We start from the raw sequence: 23,725 nt of genomic DNA, 5'->3' as shown, positions 1-23,725 counted from the left end.
ACGACGGCGGCACGCGAGTGCCGCCGTCGTCCTCTTTGTGTGGCCCTGCCGGATGACCAATGGTCACTTCACGTTGACACAGGAAGTAACTAGCTGCGCCGGTGGATGGACTTGTAGCTCAGGTAGGCGTTGAGTCCCTCGATGCCGTACTCGGTGCCCAGGCCGGAGTCGTGCCGGCCGCCGAACGGGGCGGAGTGGTTCGAGGCAAAGAAATTGATGCCCACCGACCCGGTGTCCATCCGGTCCGCCACGGCCAGCGCCGCGTCCGGATCCTGCCCGAACACCAGCCCGCCGAGGCCGAAGTCCGTGTTATTGGCCAGGGCCACGGCCTCGTCCACAGTGGAATACTTCAGCACGGAGATTACCGGCCCGAAAATCTCCTCCCGCGCGATCCGCATCGACGGCGTGACGTCCGTGAACACGGTCGGTTCCACGAAGAACCCGTTCTCCAGCCCGCCGCCCAGGGACGCGGCACGCCCGCCGGTGGTGGCCCGGGCGCCTTCGGCATAGCCGGACTCCAGGTATTCCAGCACGGTCCGGTACTGGGCTTCGGTGGCCGCCGGCCCGAAGACGGTGGCCGGGTCCAGCGGGTCGCCCTGCCGACCGGCTGCGATGGTGGCGGTGACCATGTCCGCAACCTCGCTGTACCGTTCCGCGGGGGCCAGGATCCGGGTGGAGATGTAGCAGGTCTGACCGGTGTTGCGCATGCAGGAGCGGACCAGCACCTGGGACATCGCGTCCAGGTCCGCGTCCGGCAGCACAATCGCGCTGGACTTGCCGCCCAGCTCCAGCGTGACCGGACGCAGCAGCTCGCCGCAGGCCGCGGCGATCCGGCGGCCCACCGGCGTCGAACCTGTGAACGCCACCTTGTCCACGCCGGGATGCTTCACCAGCGCGTCCCCCAGCCGGCCGGAGCCGGTGACCAGGTTGACCACACCGGCCGGAACGCCGGCCGCGGCCACGGCGTCGAGGACCAGCCGGATGGACAGCGGTGTGGGCGAGGCCGGCTTGATCACCACCGTGCAGCCGGCCAGCAACGCCGGGGCCAGCTTGATGACCACCAGGTTGATCGGGAAGTTCCACGGGGCGATCAGCGCGCAGACCCCCACCGGGTCGCGGCGCACCACGGACTCGCCGCCGCCGCGCGGAAACGGGCGGACGTCGTCGCGCTCCAGGTACCCGGCCAGCGACGCGAAGTAGCGGAAGATGCCCGCGGCGTTCGCGGCAGCTCCGGCGGTTTCCGACACCGGTGAACCGTTCTCCAGGGTGTTGGTCAGTGACAGCTCTGCGGCGCGCTTCTCCACCTCGTCCGCGATCCGCAGCAGGTAGGCCGCGCGCTCGGACGGAGCCAGCCGCGGCCATTCGCCGCCGAAGGCCCGGCGGGCGGCGGCGACGGCTGCGTCCGCATCCTGTGCGGTGCCCTCCGGCACCGAGCCCCAGACCTGTCCGGTGGCCGGGTCCGTCACCGGGCTCCGGTCGGAACCGGCAGCCGGCGTCCAGGCGCCGTCGATGAAGAAGTCCTCCACCTGGGTGTACGGCAGGGACAGCGCGGCGCGGGCCTCGATGGCGGACGACGCCGGCACCTGGCCGGGTGCCGCAGCGACGGCTGCGCCCTCGGTAGCTGTGGTCATCGGATCACTCCTGTCTTGAGCAGCGCATTGGAGCGCGCCAGGTCCGCGGTGCCGATCTGCACCGCGGCCTCGGTAATCAGTTCGGGAACAATCTCCGCGGCCAGCCGGTCCGTGTAGACGTCGGGCGACATGCCGAACCAGGAGGAGGCCAGCGCAATCCCCGCGTGGTCGAACCGCCACAGCCGGTCCGCGTCCCGGACCAGCGCATCCTCCAGCGAGTAGGCCACCGGGCGGGTGTCATGCCCGTCGATGATCTCGCAGACCCGGTCGATGAACTCCGGGGAGTAGCCGAGGCCGGGCAGGACCCGGCGGGCCACCTTGCAGCCTTCGGCCTCATGCTCGTACCGGATGGCGGCCTTGCGCCAGTCCCCGGCAAATCCCTCGGAGATGATCCGCGACTCGTCCACGTGGGCCCAGCCGGTGTCGTGCAGCAGGATGGCAACGCGGACCAGCTCGGCATCGGCGTCGGGGTAGGCGCGGCAGAGCCGCTCGGCGTACGCCAGCGAGATCGGCAGGTGGATATCGTTGCCGCGCGTGCGGGTCTCCGCCACGACCGTCTTCCACAGCGGGTCCAGTCCACCGGAGGCCGGTGTTCCGGCGATCGGCGAGGTGTCGACCGGGCCTGGGGCCGGAACCGGCCGGACCGGGTGGGCCGCCGCGAAGGCGCGGGCGCGCGGATCCTCGGCATGCGCGCCGGCGTCGGCCGCGGCCCAGGCCGGGGCGGTGTCCTGCTGGGTCTGGGTATCGGGGGTGCTCATGGGGCTCCTTAGCCGTCCGTGACGATGGTTTTCAGGACGACGGCGGGATCCGCCGCGGCGTCCGCGGGTATGTTCAGGCCCTTCGCCAGCGCGTTCTTGACCGTCATGAAGTCCAGCGGCGCATTGACGCAGTCGGCGGCGATGATCCGGCCCTGGCGGTAGTAGAGGACGGAGAATTTGCCGCGCGCCTCGTCGCGCCGCACCACGGTCCGGTTGTAGCCCAGGGTCAGCCCGGCGATCTGCAGCTTCAGATCCGCCTGGTTGGACCAGAACCACGGAATCCCGGCGTAGTCCTCGCGCCGGCCCATCAGCGAGTACGCGGCAACCTTGGCGTGCTCGATGGCGTTGTTCACGCTTTCCAGCCGGATCCGCTCGCCGGCCGGAGCACCGGGCAGCGGGTTGGGGATGTTTGCCACGTCCCCCACCGCCACCGTGGTGCCGTCGGAGGCCAGGGCGTGGCGGTCCACCACAATCCCGTTGTCCACCTCAAGGCCCAGCTGTTCGGCCAGTTCCGTGTTGGGTACCACGCCGATGCCCACCAGCACCAGCTGCGCCGGTACCACCGTGCCGTCTGCTAGTTCGACGCCGGCCACCCGGCTGCCGTCCGGCACCAGCCGGTTCATCCGGGCGTTGAGCCGGATGTCCAGGCCGCGGTCCCGGTGCGCCTGCAGGAAGTACTCGCTGGTTTCTTCGCCCACGGCCCGGCCGATCAGCCGCGGACCGTACTCCAGCACCGTGACGGACTTGCCCATCTTCTGCAGGCTGGAGGCTGCTTCGAGCCCGATGAACCCGCCGCCGATGACCACGGCCTCGCGGACGCCGTCCAGCCGGGCCTTCAGCTCCAGCGCGTCATCGGCATTGCGCAGGTAGACCACCCCGTCCAGGTCCGCGCCGGGCAGGTCCAGTTGGCGGGCACGGGCGCCCACGGTCAGGGCCAGCCGCCGGAACGGATACTGTGCGCCGGCGGCCGCGTGCGCCACTCCGGAGCCGTCCTCCTCCCGGTCGATCCGGACAATGCGCTCGCCCTTGACCAGGGCCACATTGTGTTCGTCCCAGTACTCATTGGAGCGGAAGATCAGGGATTCGCTCTCCACGGTTCCCTGCAGGAATTCCTTGGACAGGGCCGGGCGCTGGTAGGGCCGGTGGTCCTCGTCACCCAGCAGGGTGATGTGCTCGTCGAACCCCAGGCCCCGCAGCGAAACCGCCAGCTGGACGCCGGACTGGCTCGCGCCGATGATCAGCAGCCCTGTGCGCACGGCGCCGCCGGCCGCGGCTGCGGGGGCCGCCGTCGTACTTGTTGCGGTGGCAGCCATGTCAGACCTGCGTTTCCGGGGTGGTGACGTACAGCTCGCTGTCCTCGGCCAGGCGCAGCTGGCAGGACAGGCGGGAGTTGTCCTCGCGGTCCACGGCCGTGCCGTAGAGCATCTCGTCCTCCATGTCCTCCATGGGCGGCAACTGGTCCAGGCAGTCCTCGCCGACAAAGACATGGCAGGTGGCACAGGACAGCGAGCCGCCGCATTCGGCCACGATGCCGGGGACGCCGTTGCGCACCGCGGTCTCCATGACCGAGTCGCCGGCGTTGCCTGCAACGTCGCGGACGGTTCCTTCCGTGTCGGTGAAATGTACCGTAGGCATGGTTCTCCTTCGGGTGGTAAGTGGTCTAGATGAACTGGCGGCCGCCGTCGACGACGAGGGTCTGGCCGGTGATGTAGGAGCTGTCCGGTCCGGCCAGGAACAATGCCGCGCCGACAATGTCCTCCGGCTGGCTGGCGCGCTTGAGGGCGCCGCGGTCCACGCCGTAGCTTTCCGCGTTGTCCATGAGGGAGTAGCTGGCCTCGGTGAGCGTGAACCCGGGGGCGATCGCGTTGACCGTGATCCCCCGCCGGCCCAGCTCCTTGGCCAGCACCCGGGTCATGGCCACCACGCCGCCCTTGGAGGCCACATAGTGCAGCCACTGCTCGGAGCCGGAGTAGATGGTGGCGCTGGAGAGGTTGATAACGCGCCCGCCCTCGGGCAGGTACTTGCTCGCGGCCCGGGTGACCAACCACGGCCCCTTGAGGTTCACGTTCATCACCAGGTCCCATTCGTCCGGGTCGATCTCCTCGAACGGGCTGCGGGTCACGGTGGCGTAGATCGCCGCGTTATTAAGTACGACGTCGATGCCTCCGTTCCCGAATTCGGCGCACCTTTCGGCAAGGGCCCGGGTGGAGTCGGCGCTGGTCACGTCGGCCTCAAAGGCCGCCGCCTGCGCCCCGGTGTCCCGGACCAGCCGGGCGGTTTCCTCCGCGCCGGCCAGGTTCACATCTGCTACGGCCACACGGTAGCCGCGGCCGGCGAACCCCAGGGCGAAGGCCCGGCCCAGGCCGCCGGCGGCACCGGTGATCAGTACCGTGCGCTCGCTGGCGGGCGTTGGAGTGGATTGCTGCGTCATGTCACATCTTTCAATTGGGGGGGCCGGACCGGGGCATTGGGGGGATGCCCCGGCCCGACGGGGATCGCCTGGCCGGAAGGGGAACCGGCTCAGGCGTGGCTGTGGGCGCCCGGGCCGACGACGAGCGGCTCACCCGCCCCTTCGGCGTCCAGGATCTCCACGGTGCCCTTGGTCCCGTCCACCCGCAGGCGCTGGCCGGTCTTGATGGTGGTGGAGGCGGAGCCAGTGCCGGTCACCGCGGGCAGCGCGTATTCGCGGCAGACGATGGCGGCGTGGCTCATCATGCCGCCGATGTCCGTGACGGCGGCCTTGATCCTGCCGAAGATCGGACCCCAGCTGGGGGCTGTCACCGGCGCCACCAGGATTTCGTCCTGCTGGATTTCGCCGAGCTGGTCCGCGTCCATGACCACCCGTGCAAAGCCTTCGACCACGCCGGGGGACGCGGCCATGCCGCGCAGCCCGCCGCCGTCGACCTCTTCGCCCTCGCCCAGCCACTGCTGGACCTGTTCGGTGGTGATGCCCCAGAGCATCCGGGTGAACGGTTCGGTGATGGACGCCGGCGGCGTGTTCAGGGCCGGTGCCGGGCGGGCGGTCTTGAGCGCGTTAACGATGCCGCGGCGGCGTTCGATCTCCTCCGGCCAGTAGGTGGAGCCGATCGGTTCGGCGCCGACACCCCAGCCGGTGACCAGGTCGAAGAGCGCGTCCCGGACCTCGTTGCGGCCCAGGTAGAGCAGGTCGTCCGGTTCGTTCCAGAAGCCCTCGGCGTGCAGCATCCGGGACAGTTCCCGGATCTTGCGCCAGAACACGCCCATGGTCCAGTGCTCAATGTAGAAGTTGTGGTTTTCCACGTACGGGTACGCGGTGGCGGCCAACTGGCGCTTGGCGTCGAAGACCGCCTGGGCGTCGCCTTCCAGCAGCTCGCGGTATTCCTCGACAATGCGTTCCTTCTCCGCGATCAGCTCTTCCTTGGGGCGCATGATCTGCTGACCCTCGTCCAGCCGGCGAATGTAGTCGGCGATGTAGCCCAGCGGGATCTCCTGGTGCTCGATCCAGTACTTGTCGTGCCCGTAGAAGCCGTTGCCCACTGTGAAGTTGAACCAGGGGTCCTGGGCCGCTTCGTACTGCCGGATCCAGCGGTCCCCGCCAGCGGAGGCGCGGACGGCAGCCAGGGTGGCTTCGACGTCGTCGGTATTGCCGAAAGCGGACTGGATGCCCAGTTCCACGGCGAGTGTGGCCAACTGCTTGAGCTCGTCGTCCGGCCGGAACAGCTCCATGTCCACGCCCTGGACCATCGTGGCAATCGACTGGTCCGGGATGTTCGGGAAGACTTCCTTGCAGAAGTTGAAGAAGTCCAGGTAGGCGATGTAGCCCAGGTTCAGGAACTCGAAATGGTACTGCCAGTTCTGGTAGGTCAGCTGGATCAGCCGGTCGTAGTTCTCCAGCAGGACCTCGGAGCCGTCCTTGGCCTTGCCGGTAACGATGTCATCCATCGGCACCATGTCGGGGAGCTTCCGGAAGGACAGGGACTCCATCTCCTCAATGGTGCCGCGGACCTTCACATGCCACTGCTTGAGCAGTTCCTCCCAGTTCTGGAAGTAGTGGCCCACGCGCTGTTCGAACAGCGGCACGCGCTCGGCGATCTGCTCCTCCGGCACCGGGATCGGGGACATGTAGAGATAGCCCAGGTGGATGCGGAATTCGATGCCGTTGGCGTTGGGAATCATCAGGTGCCGGGCGTTGTACTGGCCCAGGCACTTCACCGCGAACTCACCGCCGATGGTCTCGAACGGCTTGAAAACGGTGGGCCAGTGCTGGCTGTCGCAGAACCAGAACTTGGCGTCTTCCTGCTCCTTGAGCTTGTCCTGGAAGACCAGGTAGTACGGGTAGATCTTCTCCCAGCCCTCGGCGCCGGCGGGCACCGGCAGTTCGGACGGTTTCGGGAAGGACTTCAGGGACATGGGTGTCCTTTCGGTTTCAGCTCGACGTCGAGCCTGGGGACAGCGGTAATGGGGGGGAATCCAGGTCAGGCGGAGGTTTTCAGCAGCGAGGCGGTGATGCTGCCAAGGCTGAACGCCCCGGTCGCCATGGCCGCTGCGGCCGGCGCTGCGGCGGGCTTCGACGAGTGCACCGTCTCCGGACGGGACTGCAGCAGCAGCAGGTTCGCGCCGTCGGGCAGGTCCGCGTCCAGGGCCCATTCGATATCCTGCGGGCACTTGTAGTGCTTCTCCGCGCGCTTGGCCATCGCCGCGACGGCACGCAGTTCGTCGTCGGTCAGGCTCCGGCGGGCCCGGCGCTCGGCGTCAACTTCGCGCTCGACCAGGGTGTGGGCGGCGCGGTCCGGGACCAGCTCGGCGTGCTTGTCGCCCAGGTGTTCGGAGACGATAGCCAGCGTGACCTTGTCCAGCACGATGTTGTCCGGGGTGACCTGGCCGGAGACCACCATCTCGCCCACTCCGTAGGAGGAATCAATGGTGATCTTGGAGCGGTCCCCGTTGGCCGGGTCCAGCGTCATGGCGACGCCGGCGACCTTGGAGTTGACCATCTTCTGCACTACGACGGCCATCGAGAGACCTTCGTTGGGGATGGAGTTCTTCAGCCGGTAGATGATGGCCCGCGCGGTGAACAGTGAAGCCCAGCACTGCCGGATGTGCTCCGTGACGGACTTGACGCCTTCGAGCCACAGATAAGTGTCCTGCTGTCCGGCAAAGGAGGCGTCGGGCAGGTCCTCGGCGGTGGCGCTGGAGCGGACCGCGACTGGAACGGCGGCGTCGAACCGGGACATCAGCGCCTCGTAGGCCTCAAGGGTCTGGGCCCGCAGGCTGGCCGGAACAGGTTTGGAACAGATGTCGGCACGGATACCGGCGGATACCTTCTCCACCTGCGCCACGTCCTCCGGGTCCAGTCCTTCCAGCAGTTCATGGATTTCCGCTGTGATGCCGGCTTCGGCCATGAACTGGTCGAAGGCGGCGGTGGTGAGGACGAAGCCCGGAGGTACGGGCATTCCGGCCGAGGTCATGGTGACCAGGGACGCGCCTTTGCCGCCGAGGATTTCGAGCTTCGGCTCAATGCCGCCGTCGAAAAACTGGATGTAGTCGTTGCTTTCCATGGTGCTTAGGCCTCCCAGGCGACGGGAACGGATTCGGGGACGCGGAAGGAGAGGTTCTCGCGGAACTCGATCGCTTCCGGCTGTGCCAGCTTCAGGTTCGGTGCCAGCCGGATGATTTCCTCCAGCGCGATCTTGGCCTGCAGCTTGGCGAGCATGTTGCCCAGGCAGTAGTGGATTCCGAAGCCGAAGGACAGGTGTTCGCGCGCATTGGGGCGGGAAATGTCGAACTCCTCACCGTCGTCGAACCTCTGCGCATCACGGTTGGCCGAGCCCATCAGCAGCAGCAGTTCGGCGCCTTCGGGAATCGCCACGCCGCCTACCTCGGTGTCCTTCAAGGCCTTGCGGCGCCAGCCCACAATTGAGCCGGAGTACCGCAGCACCTCATCGATCGCGGCCGGGACCTTCTTGGGCTCCTCGATCAGCTGCTGCCACTGATCCGGGTGCGCCAGCAGCACGCGTACCGCGTTGGAAATCAGCGTGGTGGTGGTTTCATGTCCGGCGAAGAGCATGCTGTAGAGCACGGAAGCGATCTCGTGGTCGCTGATCTGGGCACCCTCCCGCTGGGCCTTCACCAGGTCCGCGGTGAGGTTGTCGCCGCCTTCCTCCTTGGCCACCCGCACCAGCCGCTGGCACTCCTGCCAGTACTCCACCAGGTTGTGGGCATGCGGGATCTGCTCCTCGTCGGACAGATCGCCCCAGGTCATGGCGGCGCGGGAGTCGCTCCAGCGCTTGAACATATCCACCTTCGTGACGTCCGCGCCGATCAGCGTGAGGATGGTGATGGTCGGCACCTCGTAGGCGAGGTCGCGGACAATGTCGCCGCGGCGCCCAGGGTTCGCCAGCATCTTTTCCAGCTGGTCCACCACGTTCTGCCGGATGAACGGCTCCAGCACCTTGAACCGGCGCGGGGTGAAAGCTTTCTGCACCACGGAGCGGATGCGCGTATGCTCCGGCGGCCGCCGTGCCGACAACCCCGAGTAGGCCGTGAACCCGCCCTCTTCCATGATCTTCTTGGCAGCCGGACCGCGTTCGCGCACCGGAGCCTGGGCGTTTTCGCTGGAGAATGTCTCCCAGTCCTCGAAGACGGCTTTGATGTCCTCATAGCGGGTCAGGACGTAGCAGCCGATGCGCTCATCGAACATGACCGGCTGCTCCGCCCGCAATTGGGCGTAGGCCGGGAACGGGTCCTTCTGCTGGAACGGTTCGTAGCCGTGGTGCCCGGCGGGGGCCTCGGCACCATAGCCGAAGGGGCAACGGGCAGCCGTTTCAGTCGACGGTGACATCAGTACTCCTTGGAATTCGGTTCCCGGGCCGGCAACTGGGCCGCCCTCGGGTTCGTTCGCATTCCAGTGTTGCCTGAATCACTGTATGGCGCACACCACTCGCTTCCACTGAGTGGAAGTTGATTTAATCCGGCGCCGCTGCCGGAGCCGGAAACCGGCCGCTGGCGGGTGGCGGCTGCGGCCGGCGGGTCAGCCTTTCCGGGCGTGGCTGCCCAGCAGCGATTCAAGCGGAATGTGCGCGGTGGCGCGCTCGATCTGCGCCGAGACTCCCTTCAGCGCCGGCAGATACCGGGTCATTGAGACACCCTGCGAAGAGGCCATGACCAGTCCCAGGCCCGCGCCGATCCTGCCGGCATGGAACACCGGCACCGCGATGGAGCACGAGCCCAGCCTCGCTTCTTCCAAAGTGGTGGCGTAGCCCTGCTCGCGGATCTGGTCCAGCTCCTCCGCAAGCCGGCGGGGATTGGCATGCGTGTGGGGGGTGGTCCGTTCCAGCTGCCGGTTCAGGTACGTCTGGCGGACCCAGTCCTCCTCGAAGGCCAGGATGGCCTTTCCGACCGCCGTTGCATGCATCGGCAGCCGCCCGCCGACCCGGGAAGCCCGCGGAACCCGCTTGGTGCCGTACATGCGCTCGATATAGAGCACCTCATGCCCTTCCCGGATCGCCAGCTGCGCGGTCTCGCCGGTGAGCGAAAAGAGGTCCTGCACAAACGGCCGGGCCGCCTCGCGCAATTGCCGCCCCGCGTGCTGGGCCAGTTCCCACAGCCGGATTCCCAGCTGGTACCGGCCGGTGGCTCCGCGCGAAAGAAAGCCCCAGTCAGACAACTCCGCGACCAGGCGGTGAGTAGTGCTGAGCGGAAGTCCGGAGCCCTCGGAGATCTCCGTCAGGCTCAGTGCACCGTGGGACTTCTCGAACGCCTCCAGGATGCTGAGCACCTTTGAAGTCACAGTCCGCCCCTGCTCACGGCTGCCGCCGGCCATCGCAAGCCTCCTGTCGCGCTATCGGACCGGACGCGCCGTCCGGCACACTGAGTTTAGGCCAGCAACCAGCCGGCGGGACCTGACCAATGGTCACTTCATGCTGGCATCCCGGACGAATAGCCACGCGATGCGACCATTGGGCGCCCGGCGGTCCGCACGGCGCCGGAACGCGGGATGATGGAACAGGAAGGAATCGCCATGTTTCCCGTTCAAATGCGCGGCACCAAGCACCCGGTTCTGCTGTGGCAGCGCGAAAGCGAAATCGAGCCGGAGGCCCTGCAGCAGCTGCACAACATCGCGTCCCTTGAATGGGTCCACGGTGTCCGGGTCATGCCCGACGTCCATGTCGGCAAGGGCGCTGTGGTCGGCTCCGTCATCGCCATGCGCGACGCTGTTGCCCCGGCGGCCGTCGGTGTGGACATCGGCTGCGGCGTGAACGCGGTACGGACGTCCCTGACCGCCGCCGACCTGATCAACCTGCACGGGCTGCGGCTGGCCGTCGAGTCCGCGATCCCAGTCGGGGCCAACTCCCACGACAGACCGGTGGACCTGAAGCGCCTGGGCCTGGACAAGGGCTGGGCGCAGTTCTGGTCCGGATTCCAGGACCTGCACCCGGGGGTCCGCAGGCTCGAGTCGCGGGCCCGGGCGCAGCTGGGTACCCTCGGCAGCGGCAACCACTTCATCGAGCTCTGCCTCGACGAATCCGATCATGTCTGGCTGACGCTGCATTCGGGTTCCCGCAACATCGGCAAGGAACTGGCGGATCACCATCTGCAGATCGCCCGCTCGCTGCCATACAACCAGGGCCTCGTGGACCGCGACCTGGCCGTGTTCCTGGCGGACACCCCGCAGATGGACGCCTACCGCCATGACCTCTGGTGGGCCCAGGAATATGCCGCCCGCTCCCGCGCGGTCATGATGGGCCTGTTCAAGGAGCAGGTCACGCGGCACTTCCGGCACGCGCACGTCACCTTCGGCAGGGAGATCAACTGCCACCACAACTTCGTGGCCGAGGAAACCATCGACGGCGAGAGCATGCTCGTGACCCGCAAGGGCGCCATCCGCGCCGGCAAGGGAGATTTGGCCCTGATCCCCGGATCGATGGGGGCCGGATCCTATATTGTCCGCGGCCGCGGCAATGACGCCTCGTTCCAGTCGGCCTCGCACGGTGCCGGCAGGCTGATGTCCCGGCACGCGGCCGTGCGGAGATATACGGTCCAGGACCTGGTGGCACAGACCTCCGGGGTCGAATGCCGCAAGGACCAGGGCATCGTGGACGAAATCCCGGCCGCCTACAAGGACCTGCACTCGGTGATGGAAGCGCAGAAGGACCTGGTCGACGTCGTGCAGCACCTGCGCACGGTGCTCTGCGTCAAGGGATAACAGAGCGTCAAGGGGTAGCAGGGCGTCAAGGGGTAGCTCCGCGCACCATGGGGCACCGCCTCAGATCTCGCGGACGACGCGCGCCGGATTGCCGACCGCCACCACGTTCGCGGGCAGGTCCCGCGTGACCACCGCGCCGGCACCCACAACAGAGTTCTCCCCGATCGTGACACCCGGCAGCACGATCGCGCCGCCGCCGATCCACACGTTGTCCCGGATGGTGATCGGCTCTGCCGCCTCGAGCTTGTCGCGGCGCGGCCCGGGCTCCACGGGGTGGGTGGGCGTGAGCAGCTGGACGTTCGGGCCGATCTGCACGTCGTCACCGATGGTGATGGCGGCGACGTCCAGGGCGGTCAGGTTGTAGTTGATGAAGGTGCGCGCCCCGATGCTGATGTACTTGCCGTAATCGACGAACAGCGGCGGGCGGATCTCGCTGCCCGGGCCGATTGATCCCAACAGCTGTGCCAGGATGCGCCCGGCTTCCGACCTGTCCATGGGATATGTCCGCCCGTACCGGTCCGCCAGCTCGACCGCCCGAAGGCTGTCCACAGCAAGCTCGGGATCATTGGCAATGTACAGGTCCCCGGCGAGCATGCGTTCCCGCATCGACCGGTTGTCACCGGCAAAATACTTTTCCACGGCTGATCCCTTCTTCAACTCAGGTTGACTTGGTCCCAGATTGCGTCCGGGACTGGCCTGGTTCCGGAGTCAACGCACCCACCGTACCGCGGAAGGGAACGACGGCGGCGGCCAGGTTCCGCCCAAAGGTTCTGTTCGAGCGGAACCAGGTGCCGGCGTCGTTCGCTAGCGGGTGACCTTCCCGTACAGCGAGGCGATCGGGCGCAGGAACAGCGGCCGCGCCAGGAACCAGGCGGCCACGATGACGGCCAGCGAGGCCGCGAAGATCCAGAATCCCGCCCAGCTGCCGTCATCGCGCGCGGCGTACATGTGGTTGAGGTTGCGCAGCGCCCCCGTGGCCAGCACCAGGGTCACGTGGACGATGATGAACAGCACGTAGTAGACCATGACCGGGAAGTGGATCGCGCGGGCGGCCTCGATCGGGAAGAACCGGTTGACCTTCGCTTTCTTCGGCCACGCGGGGGAGGTCCGCAGGCCGGAGAGGATGGCCAGCGGGGCGGCGATGAAGACGGTGGCGAAGTAGGTCAGCAGCTGGAGGCTGTTGTAGTTGACCCAGCCGTTTTCGGTCGGCCAGTTCAGCGAGGCATACTGCAGCGCGGTGGAAACCGCATTCGGGAACACGTCCCAGCTGGTGGGCACGATGCGCATCCACTGCCCGGTGGCGAAGAGCAGGACGATGAAGATGATGCCGTTCAGCACCCACAGCGCATCCAGGGAGAGGTGGAACCACAGGTCCAGGCTGATCTTCGTCGGCGGGTTCTTGGTCCGGATCATGCCCTTGTTGTTCCGCGTCCAGTGCCCCGGCGGCCGGGTAGCCGTGCGGACTTGCCAGCCGGAGCGGATGATCAGCACCAGCAGGAACACGTTCAGGAAATGCTGCCAGCCCAGCCAGGCCGGCAATCCAACCGGCGCGCCGGCGGGCAACTCCGAGTGGCCGGGATAGTCCAGCAGGAACGCCTCCACCGCGGGCAGGGTTCTCAGCCATCTGGCCAGCAGCACCACCAGCAGCAGCGCCAGCACTGCCGCGGCCACGATCCAGATAAGCCTGGACCACTTGACCTGGGTGCTCCCGGACGATCTTGTCGACGTGGACTTCACCGCTGCTCCTTGAATACATCGCACTGAAATGACGCACAGCTCCCGTCCGGCTTCCGGAACGGGTTACGGGCGTTTGGTCCTTCAAGTGTTCGACGGCGGCGGCTCGCCGTGCAACTTTTCGTCCGGTTACGTCCGGTTTTCCGGCGGGGAGTAATAATCCGCCACTGCCTTGACGGCGGGCATAGCCAATTGGACTGCCCTGCGGCCACCGTCTAGCGTGAGTCCTATGCCCGGGGCCCAACCACCAGCCAAGTCAAGCAACAATCCGCTGCTCGTGCTGGGGAAAATCACCTCGATCCTGGATGCCTTCTCCCTGACCCGGCCGGTGCTCACCCTGGCCGACATCCGCGAGGCCACGGGGATGCCCACCTCCACCGTCCAGCGGCTCGTCACGAATCTCACCGCCCAGGGATTCCTGGACCGCGAGGAGGACGCATACCGGATCGGGCTCAAGATGGCCTACTGGGCCGCACCGGCCACCCGCGGCAAGGAAGTGCTGGACGTCATCAGCCCGCTGCTGAAGGACCTGCGGGATACCACGGGCGAGACCGCCTGCTTCTTCAAGGCCGAGCAGCGCTACCGCGTCTGCGTGGCGCTCGCCGAAACGCGCCACGCGCTGCGGCGTGAAATGCATCTGGGCAAGATCCTGCCGCTGCACGCCGGTTCGGCCGGCAGGGTGCTGCTGGCCTGGGACCCGGAGCTGCTGGACTCGGTGCTGCAGTCGCCGCTGGAGCCGATCACCGAAACCACCATCACCAGCTCCGAGGATCTGGAGACCGCGGTGAAGCGGACCCGTGCCGACGGCTTCGCCATCACCACCGGCGAGCGCGAGGACGGGTCCTCCGGCCTGTCCGCCCCGGTCTTCGACTCCGCCGCCGGCCTGGTCGGCGCCGTCACAATCAGCGGTCCAACACTGCGCATGCCGCGGGAGGTCTGCGACGGCTGGGTGGAGACGCTCCTGCAGACCGCCGAACGCATGACCCGGCTCATCGGCGGCCGGTTCCCGGGCGAGGGCAAGTCCTAACCGGCAGCTCCGGCGCCGGTCAGGGAACCGGTGACGGCCGCCCCCGCAGCGCGCATGGCGGCTGCGTCCGAGGCGACGATAACGTCGGCGAAGTTCGCGCGGTAATCACCCAGATCCGCTGCCACGGATCCGACGACGGCGAAGACGGGCACGTCACTCCCGCATTCGCGGACGCGCCGCAGGATGGCCGAAATGATCTTGCCGTCGCCGGTCTGCGAATCCAGCCGCCCCTCACCGACGACGACGGCGCCAGCCTGGGCAAGGTGCGCATCGAATCCGACGGCGTCAAGGACAACGTCTGCTCCCGAGACCAGTTCCGCCCCGTAGTGAGCCCACAGTCCGCCGGCGAATCCGCCCGCCGCGCCGGTGCGCGGTACCCCGGTGGGAGCCCGCGGATACTGAGCGGCCTGCCGCCTCAGCCGGTCTTCAAGCACCTGCACCGTGGCCGCATCCGCGCCCTTCTGCGGCCCGAAGATCCGGGCCGCATCCAGGAACGTGGTGGTCACGTCGGAGAGCACAGTGAGCCGGGCTCCCTGCAGTCCGCCCGTATCCTCGATCGCACTGACGGCGCCGGAGCCGCCGTCAGTGGTGGCGGAACCGCCCGCGGCGACCAGGATGTTCCGCGCCCCGAGCCGGACGGCGGCGGCGATCATCATGCCGGTGCCGTAGGTGCTGGCCGCCACCGGATCGCGGTGGCCGGCGTGCGGCATGGTAATGCCGCTGGCCTGGGCGAGTTCGACGACGGCGGTGCCGCCGGCGATCCCGATCTCGGCTTGGGCGGGACTCCCCCAGGGATTCTGCACCTGAACCGGAACCGGAACGGCATCGAGTCCGCGGCACAACGCATCGAAGGTGCCTTCGCCGCCGTCGGCCACGGGAAGCTGGACGGAGCGGCCGCCGCCCGCATCGACGCCGGCGGCCACGGCCGCGGCGACCTCGGCGGCGGTGTAGGTGCCCTTGAAGCTGTCCGGGGCGATCAGAACCGTCATACCCAGGCCTCCGGGTTCACGGCATGCGGCGGAATCCGGTCTTCGGCCATCGCGATGGCATTCAGTGCGCTCAGCCGCGCCATCTCGGCGCGGACCGGCACCGTGGCGCTGCCGACATGCGGGAGCAGCACCGTGTTGGGCAGTTCGGCCAGCCCGGGCGCCAGGCGCGGTTCGTCCTCGAAGACGTCCAGGCCGGCCCCGGCAATTTCCCCGTTCCGCAGCGCGTCCACCAGCGCGGCTTCGTCCACCACCGGACCCCGGGCGGTATTGATCAGGATGGCTCCGGGCTTCATCCGGGCCAGCACCGCGGTGTCGACCAGGTGGTGCGTCTGCTCCGTCAGCGGCAGGTGCAGGGACAGGAAGTCGCTGCGCTCCACGAGCTCCTCCCACTGCACCTGGCGGACCTTGCCGGCAAACTCACCGAGCTCCTCGTCGCTGACCGGCCGGTCCCCCGGCGGCCGCGGGGCGAAGATGATCTCCATGCCGAAGCCCAGCGCGCGCCGGGCAACGGCCCGGGCGATCCGGCCGAACCCGGCCAGTCCCAGCACCCGTCCGGAGACATCGCTGCCGAGCATCAGTTCCGGTTCCCAGCCGTGGAACCTCCCCTCGCGGACTATCCGGTCCGCCTCCACCACCCGCCGGGCCGTGCCCAGGATCAGCAGCAGCGCGATGTCCGCCGTCGCATCCGTGAGCACACCGGGGGTGTTGCCCACCATGATGGCGTGGGCGGTGGCGGCGTCCACGTCGATGTTATTGTAGCCGACCGCGAAGTTGGACACCCCGCGCACCCGGGCACGGGCCAGCAGCGGTGCGTCCACCAGGTCTCGCAACTGGGTGAGGACGACGTCGAAATCACCGGACGCGCACAGCTCACCGAGGGTTTCATGGTCGGGAGGCTCGGGCAGGACCGTGACCTGGCCGGCTTCCTTGAGCAGCCCAAGACCAGGCGACGGGATGGGCGTGGTGACCAGGAACCTGCTTCCCATGCTCACTTGCTCCTGTCGCAGGCCGGGACCTTGTCCGAGGCGATAACCCACTCGAAGGCCTCCGCCTTGGACCGGGCGCCCTGCGCGGACTTGGAGCGGTTGGGTTCGCCCAGGTCCGCCAGCAGCTTCTCGGACAGCTCCACCAGGCCGGCGAACGTGTCCGGGGTCAGCCACTCCGGCCGGGTGGCGAACAGGATGTCCTCGGTCGAGGTATTGCCGCTGGCCCCCGGGGCGAAGGGGCAGCCGCCCAGCCCGCCCAGCGCCCCGTCCACCAGGGTGGCGCCGGCGCTGATCGCTGCCAGGGTGTTGGCGACGCCGAGCCCCCAGGTGTCGTGGCCGTGGTAGACGATCCGCCGCGCGGGGGACTCATCCCGCACCCGCCGGATCAAACTCGCCACCTGCGCCGGAACCGCCTGGCCCAGGGTGTCGCAGATGACGATGTCGCAGGTGCCCTCGGCCCGCGGATCCTTGGCGATGGACAGCACCCGCTCCTCCGGCACGATGCCTTCGAACGGGCAGGTGAAGGAGGTGGCGATGCAGAGCTGGATCTGCCCGTTGACGGCACGGGCGTACTCCACGGCCTGCGGCAGCGCTTCCAGGCTGGCATCCGTGCTGCGGCCGATGTTCGCCTGGTTGTGGGAGTCCGACGCCGAGAGGCAGTACTGGAAATTCCGCGCCCCGGCGGCCGCGGCCTTGGCCACATGGCCCGGGGTAGCGACCCAGATCCAGCATTTCTCCAGTTCCTCCGGCGTCAGCGCCTGGACCACCTCAAGCGTGTTGGCCATCGGCGGCACCAGGTCCGCCCGGGCCATGGATCCGAGCTCGATGGACGGCACACCCAGGCGCAGCAGCTCGCGCACGGTCTCCACCTTGGCCTCGGTGGAGAGCATCTTGCCGGTCAGCTGGAGCCCGTCACGCAGGGTGACGTCGCGGAGTTCCGCGCGGGGTTCGTAGGTGAAGCTCATGCCTGCAGTGCCTCCTCGCGGCTCGATGCCGCATTGATCTGGTCCGTGTCCATGTTCAGCAGCCCGCCCAGGACCTCCTCGGTATTCTCGCCCAGGTCCGGGCCGAGGTTCCGGATCGGCAGCGACTGCCCGCCGATCACGGGCACAATGCCCGGGAAGCCGACGTCGGAGAGCGTTTCCTCGCCGGTGGACACGTCGAATTTCTGGATCATGTTCCGCGCCGCGTACTGCTCGTCGGCCACAATGTCGGCGGCCGTGTAGATCGGACCGGCCGGAACGCCGGCCGCGTCCAGGGCCGCCAGCGCCTCGGCGGCGGTGAGCCGTCCGGTCCATGCTCCGATCGCCGCGTCCAGCTCTTCACGCCGGGCCCAGCGTTCGGCGTTGGTCTGCAGTCCCGGATCGGAGCCCAGGTCCGCCCGGCCGATCGTCTCCATATAGCGCCGGAAAATGCCGTCGCCGTTGCCTGCCACCACGATGGACGCTCCGTCCGCACAGACGTAGGCATTGGACGGGGCGATGCCCTCCATCCGCCCGCCGGTGCGCTCGCGGCGGACCCCGTACGCCTCGTAGTCCGGGATCAGGGATTCCATCATGGAGAACATCGCCTCGTTCAGCGCCACGTCGATGATCCGCTCCGGCAACGCCACCGCGGAAGCCGCCGTCCGGCGTCGTGTTTCCCGCTGGAACAGGCTCATCACGGAGCCGAAGGCGGCGTACAGTCCGGCGATGGAGTCGCCGATCGAGACGCCGACGCGCACCGGGGCGCGGTCGGGATCCCCGACCAGGTTGCGGAATCCGCTGTAGGCCTCGGCGACGGCGGCGAATCCGGGCCGCTCGGACAGCGGGCCGGTCTGGCCGAAGGCCGAAACGCGGGTGATGATCAGCTCCGGGTTGGCCTGGTTGAGCACCTCGGGGCCCAGCCCCCACTTTTCCAGCGTGCCGGGGCGGAAGTTCTCCAGCAGGATGTCCGACTTCGCCGCCAGCTCCAGGACCGCCTGCCGGCCCGCTTCCGTCCGCAGGTCCAGCACCACCGACTTCTTGTTGCGGTTGATCGTCCGGTACAGCATGGACGTGTCCCCCTTGTGGAGGCGCCAGTTGCGCAGCTCATCGCCGGTGCCCGGCCGCTCCACCTTGATCACCTCGGCGCCGAAGTCCGCCAGCAGCCGGCCGGCGGTAGGGGCCGCAATGTAGTTGCCCAGTTCCAGCACGCGGACGCCGTCCAGCGGGGCGATGGCATTCTGTGTCATTGTCTTCCTTCGTTTCGTGGTCTGTTGTTGCCGGCCGGGGCGGTGCCTAGAACAGCAGGCTCATGGGCAGGATCAGCAGGAGTGCGACGACGGACGCCACCGAGACGCCGACGCTCACCGATTTCAGGGCGCCCCGCACGCTCTGGCCCAGCAGCGACTGCAGCAGCCAGAAGGTGTTGCTGGTGACGTGGACCATGAAGAGGGAGCCGGCGCCTGCGGCCAGGGCGATCAGGACGGGGTCGATGCCGAGAGCCGGCGCGATTGGCGCCAGCAGGCCGGCCGAGGTGATCGCGGACAGCGTCACGGAGCCGACGGCGATGTGCAGGACCGCGGCGATGCCCCAGACGACGACCAGCGGGGCAACGGTGCTGGCGGAGAAGAACCCGCCCAGGATGTCGCCCAGTCCCGCGGCGCCCACCGTTGCCGCCAGGGATCCGCCGACGCCGGTGAGGATGAGGATCTGGCCGCTCTCCTTGAAACCGGTGGAAATGGCTGCCTCCACTCGCTTTTGGCCGACGGTGTAGCGGCCCACCACGGCGGTGCCGATCAGGCCGATCAGCAGGGCCATGATCGGCTCGCCGAGCAGCTCCAGCCACGGGATCTCGACTTCGAGGATTTCCAGGATGGCACCCGCGCCGATGAGCAGCAGTGACGTCAGCAGCGGCGCGAACAGGAGCAGCAGCGGCGCGGACTTCGCCTCGGGTTCGGCCAGGGCCACACCGGCCGGTGCCGGCTGCGCGTGCGGGACCGCCGAGCCGTCCCTGTTGGAGCGCACTGTACCGCCGGCGGGAGTGGCGCCGGCGGTGCCGTCGGACGCGGCCGGGGTATCGCCGTCGTTCTCCAGGTCAAAGGTGTGGTCCTCATCCTTGGCCTCGTTCCAGAAGCCCTTGCGGAACAGGAACGTCATGATGGCGATGGAGATGATGATGGTCGGGACAATCAGCAGCAGGCCGAATACCAGCATCTTGCCCAGCGGCACGCCCAGCAGCCCGGCCAGGGCTAGTGCGGCGACGCCGGGCACCATGAACACGATGCCGCACTCGAGGGCAATCGCCATGGCCGTGGCCATCCGCGCCGTGCCCAGCTTGCCGATCTTTGGGGCCAGGCGGCGGGCCAGCGGGGCCGAGATCACGAGCAGGACATCCAGGAAGATGGACTGCAGGAGCGTACCGACGGCCAGTCCCATGGTGTAGGGCAGCCGCTTGGGGCCAAAGACCCGCAGCAGGTGTTCGACGAGCCGCCGGATGGCGCCGGTCTCGTTGAGGATCGAACCCATCAGCACGCCGAAGGCGATGAGCAGACCGACTTCCACCATGATCTCGCCGAAGCCGCCGGTGATGGTTTCGACGGTCTTCGTGACGCCGAGGCCGGCGGAGAGGCCGAGGTAGACGGAACCGATGACCAGGGAGATGACAGGGTTGACTTTGAACCGGACGATCAGCACGACGGTGGCGAGCACTGCCACCGCCGTGTTGATCAAGATGGCGATATCAGACATTAGGAATCCGATCGGTTGGGACCTTCAACGCTGAAGGCTATGGACACGCTTGTTGCTGTGACGGGAGGCACAACGCTTGTCCCATATTATGGGTTTTGACCCACAATGCAAGTGCAGGGCCGGCGGCGGCACCGCGCAGAAGCCTCATGAGAAAAGACTCACGTTCTTCTCATGGCCCTCTCACGAACGCTGAACAGACTGGATGCATCAACAGATCAGGCGGCCTCCGGCAACACGGGAGCAGCCTGAACCGCACAAATGAGTTGGGAGAGAGTCATGAACAAGACAACGCGAAAGATCCTCGGCACCGCAGCCATCGCCGGAATGGTAATGGCAGGCGGAGCGGCCGCCGCCCAGGCTGACGACGGCGGGGTGATCGATCCGGCCACCGGCGCCATCATCGATGACCACGGCGTTCACGGACCGGGCCACGTCGACCTGAACGACGCCCCGGACGACGGCGACACCGCCGTAGCCCCCGCGGTCGACCCGGCCGCCGTCCCCGCCGCGGATCCGGCCCTCACCGAGGACGAAGCCGAAGACGCTAAGGACGCCGAGGACGAGGCCGAAGAGGCAGCCAAGGACGCCGCGGACGAAACCAAGGTCGAGGATGACGGAGTACCGCACGCCGAGGGCCTGGACGACGCACCGGGCGCACCCGACGACGGACTCTAGACCGGCACAGCACGCCCCCGGGGAATCCCCCCGTTCAGCCTGAACCCGCTACGCTGCCGGGCCTTCGTCCGGCAGCGTAGCGTTGGTAACGGCTACCGCCCGGTCAGGACAGCACGTCCTTGGTGGCGAACCGGCTGTAGGCCAGGGCGCAGAAGGTGGCAATGTAGGCGCCCTGCAAGAGCGCGTTGTCCGCGAAGGAAGACCACACGATCGGTTCGCGCAGCAGGTCGGCGAAGCTCAGCCAATGGTGTGTGAACAGCCAGGGGTGCAGCCATTCCAGCTGCGGCACGGCACCGAGAATCTGAGCCACCACGGCCAGTACGGCGGTGGCCGCCATGGCTCCCACCGGCACCTCGGTCAGAGTGGAAATGAATAGCCCAATGGCCGCAAGCCCCATCAGCGAGAGGCTGGCGTAGCCGGCCACCAGCAGCAGGCGCAGCACGGATTCACCCACGCTGATGGTCGCACCGGAGAGCAGCGTCACCGGCTGCACCTGGAAAAGAACGACGCCGACCAGCGCACCTGCCGCTGCCACCGACAGCGCCGCAGCAAGGCAGAAAACCACTGCGGCCGCATATTTCACGGCCAGCAGGCGGACCCTTCCGGCGGGGGCTGTGAGCAGGTAGCGCAGCGTGCCCAGCCCCGCTTCGCCGGCGATCGTATCCCCGGCGACGACGCTGACGGTCAGCGGCAGGAACAGCGGGGCGGAGACCACCAGACCGGTCAGCGCTACGAAGAGACCATTCTGGGTGACCCGGTCCAGGAACGGCGGCCCCTGTCCCGGACCAGGATCCGAAGAGGAGAGCTTCACGGCCAGGGCAATCACCACCGGGATGGCCGCCAGGGCCAGGAGCATCGCCCAGGTCCGGCGGCGCCGGAACAGCACGCTCAGTTCGGATCTAAGGAGCGCCCACCCGGCCGCCGGGCGGGGACGGGCACGGCTGCCGGACAACTTACTGGACGACATCGAACCCCTCCCCGGTCAGCGCCACGAACCGCTCCTCAAGACTGCTGTTCTCCACCGCGAACCGGCGGACCCGCACACCCCCGGCCACGAGGGCTGCAACGATCTGCTCCGGCATCAGCGCCGGATCCGTCAACGGGGCGCTGACCTGTCCGTCGGAGGCAGCGTCCGGCTGGTCCGGCGCGAGCCCGAGCCGTTCCAGCACGCGGCGGGCGCCCCCTGCGTCCGGTGTCTGGACCTTCACCCGGTCCCGCCCTGCCCGGCGGAGTTCCTCCAGCGGCCCCTGCGCCACAAGCCTGCCGGCACTCATGATGGCCGCGTGCGTGCACATCTGCTCGACCTCCGCCAGCAGGTGGCTGGAGACGAAAACGGTCGTGCCCTCCCCCGCGAGGGAGCGAACCAGGCTGCGGACCTCCCGGGTTCCCTGCGGGTCAAGCCCGTTGGTCGGTTCGTCCAGCACCAGCAGTTCGCGCGGGACCAGCAGGGCATTGGCGATGCCCAGCCGCTGCTTCATCCCAAGCGAATATGCCCGCACCTTCTTGTCCGCCGCGTGGGTCAGCCCGACGCGTTCGAGCGCCTGGTCCACGCGGGCACGGCGGCTGGCCCGGGATGCCTGCCGGTCCGCGGTGTCGAACCGGAGCAGGTTGTCGGCGCCGGAAAGGAAGGGGTAGGAGGCCGGGCCTTCGATGAGTGCGCCCACCCGCGGCAGCACGTCCCGCAGCCGGGCGGGCATGTCCTGGCCCAGTACCCGGATCCGGCCGCCCGTGGCGCCGGCGAGTCCGAGCAGCACGCGGATAGTGGTCGTCTTGCCGGAACCGTTGGGGCCCAGGAAGCCGAAAACGGCGCCATGCGGAACGGCCAGGTCAATGTTGTCAACGGCGGCCTGCCGGCCGAACCGCTTGGTCAGCCCTTTCGTTTCAATCGCCAGCTCAGCGGACGGGCTCACCAGCCCTCCGCTGCCGCCTGCAGTTGCTCAAGGGGAACCGATCCAGCGAACACGCGGCCGTCGTCGGCCAGGAACACATTGACCAGGGCGGTGGACAGCAGCCGTCCGCCATCGACCGACTGGGTGAGCTGGTCCAGCAGGTCTGAAGTAGCTGGGTCCTGCGGCCGGTCCTTGGCCGGCAGCTCGACCACAGTCTCCCAGCCGGTTCCGTGCTTGATGGCCTTGCCGTCCTTGGCATAGTCGTGCTTGTCCGCGTCATGGTCCCGCACAGCGTGCTCGGTCACCGCGGCCCCGGCCGGCGGCGTGAACGCGAACAGCTCCGCTGCAGGTGTCTCAAGGCTCAGCTCGGTGAAGCCAAGCTCGAAGGCCGGCTCCTCCTGGCCGCGCGCCTCCACCTCCACGCGCAGCGGCAGTCCGGTCTCGGAATCGACCGCCAGCGAGACGGATCCGATGAGCGTCTGAGCGCTGTCCGGCTCCAGTACCAGGGTGTAGGCCGTCCTGCCGCCCACCATGGCGTCCTCTTCCACGGTCACTTCCGTCGTGGGATCGATGGCCTTGAGGAAATGCTGCGCCAGATCCTCCGGCGTGTAGCCCTCGGCGTGAGCTTTGTCCGCCGCATGGTTCGGCAGCGTCGCGTGGACGGCTTCGTTCTGCCGCGAGTTGTACAGCCAGAGCTCCTGGCCGTTGCGGATGACGTCCCGCTCCGCCCAGCGGTCGAACACCTGCAGCCGCGCCTTGTCGTGTCCGTCCAGATAGACCCGGGCAGTATGCGAACCGGTCAGCATCTCCAGGGCGGCCGCGGCACCCGGCCGCCCGCCGTCGTCGTTCCCGTTCCGGTCCTCCGGCAGCTCAGGCAAGCCGAGTGCGGACGTCTGCTCCAGCGTTCCCGAGAGGGCACGGCCATCGCTGTCCGCCACCATTTCCAGGACTTCCTGCGGCGTCTTGTCCGGCAGGTCGACGGCGGCGCCCGCCTGCACGGAGCCAAGCACCGCACCGGCGGCGATCATTGACGGAACGACGGCGGCAGGAAGCCAGCGCGTCCACGCACGGGCCATGGGAATCACCTTCCGACCTTGCAAGCTTTATCACCAGAGTACGCCGGTTCCGCGGCCGGATCAGTC

Annotated in this window: 22 protein-coding genes; 3 read left to right on the top strand and 19 right to left on the bottom strand. The window is 68.0% G+C overall.

What is annotated here, in order from left to right:
- Window positions 1–89 precede the first annotated feature (89 nt).
- The 9 genes from AC5RWU_RS00245 to AC5RWU_RS00205 form a co-directional block, all read right to left on the bottom strand.
- Window positions 90–1,631: an aldehyde dehydrogenase family protein gene (locus AC5RWU_RS00245; RefSeq protein ID WP_494030858.1), complete on the bottom strand. Its 1,542-nt coding sequence runs from the start codon at window positions 1,629–1,631 to the stop codon at window positions 90–92.
- Window positions 1,628–2,389 carry an HD domain-containing protein gene (locus tag AC5RWU_RS00240; protein WP_494030857.1) on the bottom strand — a complete coding sequence of 254 codons (762 nt, stop codon included), beginning with the start codon at window positions 2,387–2,389 and terminating at the stop codon, window positions 1,628–1,630. Before AC5RWU_RS00240 ends, AC5RWU_RS00245 begins: the two co-directional genes overlap by 4 nt.
- An 8-nt stretch (window positions 2,390–2,397) precedes the next feature.
- Entirely contained in the window at window positions 2,398–3,702 is a 1,305-nt protein-coding gene (locus tag AC5RWU_RS00235) for an NAD(P)/FAD-dependent oxidoreductase (protein WP_494030856.1), read from the bottom strand.
- Window position 3,703: 1 nt separating this feature from the next.
- On the bottom strand, window positions 3,704–4,024 hold the full coding sequence (locus tag AC5RWU_RS00230) for a 2Fe-2S iron-sulfur cluster-binding protein (protein ID WP_494030855.1): 321 nt from the start codon (window positions 4,022–4,024) through the stop codon (window positions 3,704–3,706).
- Between the two features lie 25 nt (window positions 4,025–4,049).
- A complete protein-coding gene (locus AC5RWU_RS00225; RefSeq protein WP_494030854.1) occupies window positions 4,050–4,820 on the bottom strand; it encodes an SDR family NAD(P)-dependent oxidoreductase in 771 nt (256 codons plus the stop codon).
- 89 nt (window positions 4,821–4,909) lie between these two features.
- Window positions 4,910–6,778 (bottom strand): PEP-utilizing enzyme, encoded by a 1,869-nt coding sequence (locus AC5RWU_RS00220; protein ID WP_494030853.1) that lies wholly within the window; start codon window positions 6,776–6,778, stop codon window positions 4,910–4,912.
- A 65-nt stretch (window positions 6,779–6,843) separates the two neighbouring features.
- On the bottom strand, window positions 6,844–7,926 hold the full coding sequence (locus AC5RWU_RS00215; protein ID WP_494030852.1) for a PEP/pyruvate-binding domain-containing protein: 1,083 nt from the start codon (window positions 7,924–7,926) through the stop codon (window positions 6,844–6,846).
- A gap of 5 nt (window positions 7,927–7,931) precedes the next feature.
- Window positions 7,932–9,209, bottom strand: coding sequence for a cytochrome P450 (locus tag AC5RWU_RS00210; RefSeq protein ID WP_494030851.1), 1,278 nt, complete (start codon window positions 9,207–9,209; stop codon window positions 7,932–7,934).
- A 189-nt stretch (window positions 9,210–9,398) separates the two neighbouring features.
- A complete protein-coding gene (locus AC5RWU_RS00205; RefSeq protein ID WP_494030850.1) occupies window positions 9,399–10,190 on the bottom strand; it encodes an IclR family transcriptional regulator in 792 nt (263 codons plus the stop codon).
- Between the two features lie 198 nt (window positions 10,191–10,388).
- Between AC5RWU_RS00205 and AC5RWU_RS00200 the strand changes: the two genes are divergently transcribed.
- Window positions 10,389–11,573 carry an RtcB family protein gene (locus AC5RWU_RS00200; protein WP_494030849.1) on the top strand — a complete coding sequence of 395 codons (1,185 nt, stop codon included), beginning with the start codon at window positions 10,389–10,391 and terminating at the stop codon, window positions 11,571–11,573.
- Between the two features lie 60 nt (window positions 11,574–11,633).
- Here the strand turns inward: AC5RWU_RS00200 and AC5RWU_RS00195 are convergent, their stop codons facing one another.
- Window positions 11,634–12,179 (bottom strand): sugar O-acetyltransferase, encoded by a 546-nt coding sequence (locus AC5RWU_RS00195; protein WP_494030906.1) that lies wholly within the window; start codon window positions 12,177–12,179, stop codon window positions 11,634–11,636.
- Window positions 12,180–12,377: 198 nt separating this feature from the next.
- Window positions 12,378–13,310 carry a cytochrome b/b6 domain-containing protein gene (locus tag AC5RWU_RS00190; protein WP_494030848.1) on the bottom strand — a complete coding sequence of 311 codons (933 nt, stop codon included), beginning with the start codon at window positions 13,308–13,310 and terminating at the stop codon, window positions 12,378–12,380.
- Window positions 13,311–13,536: 226 nt separating this feature from the next.
- On the opposite strand from AC5RWU_RS00190, the gene AC5RWU_RS00185 reads away from it, so the two are divergent.
- Window positions 13,537–14,334, top strand: a complete 798-nt coding sequence (locus AC5RWU_RS00185) for an IclR family transcriptional regulator (protein ID WP_494030847.1) — start codon at window positions 13,537–13,539, stop codon at window positions 14,332–14,334.
- Here AC5RWU_RS00185 and AC5RWU_RS00180 read toward each other — a convergent pair.
- From AC5RWU_RS00180 to AC5RWU_RS00160, 5 genes are read right to left on the bottom strand one after another with little or no spacing between them, the layout of a single operon-like run.
- Window positions 14,331–15,323 carry a glycerate kinase family protein gene (locus AC5RWU_RS00180; protein ID WP_494030846.1) on the bottom strand — a complete coding sequence of 331 codons (993 nt, stop codon included), beginning with the start codon at window positions 15,321–15,323 and terminating at the stop codon, window positions 14,331–14,333. The two genes, AC5RWU_RS00185 and AC5RWU_RS00180, sit on opposite strands and share 4 nt — an antisense overlap.
- Window positions 15,320–16,309, bottom strand: a complete 990-nt coding sequence (locus tag AC5RWU_RS00175; protein ID WP_494030845.1) for a 2-hydroxyacid dehydrogenase — start codon at window positions 16,307–16,309, stop codon at window positions 15,320–15,322. Before AC5RWU_RS00175 ends, AC5RWU_RS00180 begins: the two co-directional genes overlap by 4 nt.
- Before the next feature lie 2 nt (window positions 16,310–16,311).
- Window positions 16,312–17,274 carry a hydroxymethylglutaryl-CoA lyase-like TIM-barrel protein gene (locus tag AC5RWU_RS00170; protein ID WP_494030844.1) on the bottom strand — a complete coding sequence of 321 codons (963 nt, stop codon included), beginning with the start codon at window positions 17,272–17,274 and terminating at the stop codon, window positions 16,312–16,314.
- Window positions 17,271–18,521: a CaiB/BaiF CoA transferase family protein gene (locus tag AC5RWU_RS00165; protein ID WP_494030843.1), complete on the bottom strand. Its 1,251-nt coding sequence runs from the start codon at window positions 18,519–18,521 to the stop codon at window positions 17,271–17,273. Before AC5RWU_RS00165 ends, AC5RWU_RS00170 begins: the two co-directional genes overlap by 4 nt.
- 46 nt (window positions 18,522–18,567) lie before the next feature.
- The gene (locus AC5RWU_RS00160) at window positions 18,568–20,019 is read right to left on the bottom strand and encodes a GntP family permease (protein ID WP_494030842.1); all 1,452 of its coding nucleotides are present in this window, start codon (window positions 20,017–20,019) and stop codon (window positions 18,568–18,570) included.
- A 276-nt stretch (window positions 20,020–20,295) separates the two neighbouring features.
- Here AC5RWU_RS00160 and AC5RWU_RS00155 point away from each other — a divergent pair, with 276 nt between their 5' ends.
- Window positions 20,296–20,694 carry a hypothetical protein gene (locus AC5RWU_RS00155; protein WP_494030841.1) on the top strand — a complete coding sequence of 133 codons (399 nt, stop codon included), beginning with the start codon at window positions 20,296–20,298 and terminating at the stop codon, window positions 20,692–20,694.
- Between the two features lie 103 nt (window positions 20,695–20,797).
- Here AC5RWU_RS00155 and AC5RWU_RS00150 read toward each other — a convergent pair whose 3' ends face one another.
- The 3 genes from AC5RWU_RS00150 to AC5RWU_RS00140 are packed head-to-tail and all read right to left on the bottom strand — an operon-like array spanning window position 20,798 to window position 23,659.
- On the bottom strand, window positions 20,798–21,661 hold the full coding sequence (locus AC5RWU_RS00150; protein ID WP_494030840.1) for an ABC transporter permease: 864 nt from the start codon (window positions 21,659–21,661) through the stop codon (window positions 20,798–20,800).
- Window positions 21,648–22,604, bottom strand: coding sequence for an ABC transporter ATP-binding protein (locus AC5RWU_RS00145; protein ID WP_494030839.1), 957 nt, complete (start codon window positions 22,602–22,604; stop codon window positions 21,648–21,650). Before AC5RWU_RS00145 ends, AC5RWU_RS00150 begins: the two co-directional genes overlap by 14 nt.
- Window positions 22,601–23,659, bottom strand: coding sequence for a LolA family protein (locus AC5RWU_RS00140; RefSeq protein ID WP_494030838.1), 1,059 nt, complete (start codon window positions 23,657–23,659; stop codon window positions 22,601–22,603). Before AC5RWU_RS00140 ends, AC5RWU_RS00145 begins: the two co-directional genes overlap by 4 nt.
- Between the last annotated feature and the right edge of the window lie 66 nt (window positions 23,660–23,725).

This window comes from Arthrobacter sp. B0427-1-12, assembly GCF_059092905.1.
The sequence above is the reverse complement of the archived record's forward strand: the minus strand, read 5'-3'. Positions and strand labels throughout refer to the sequence as shown.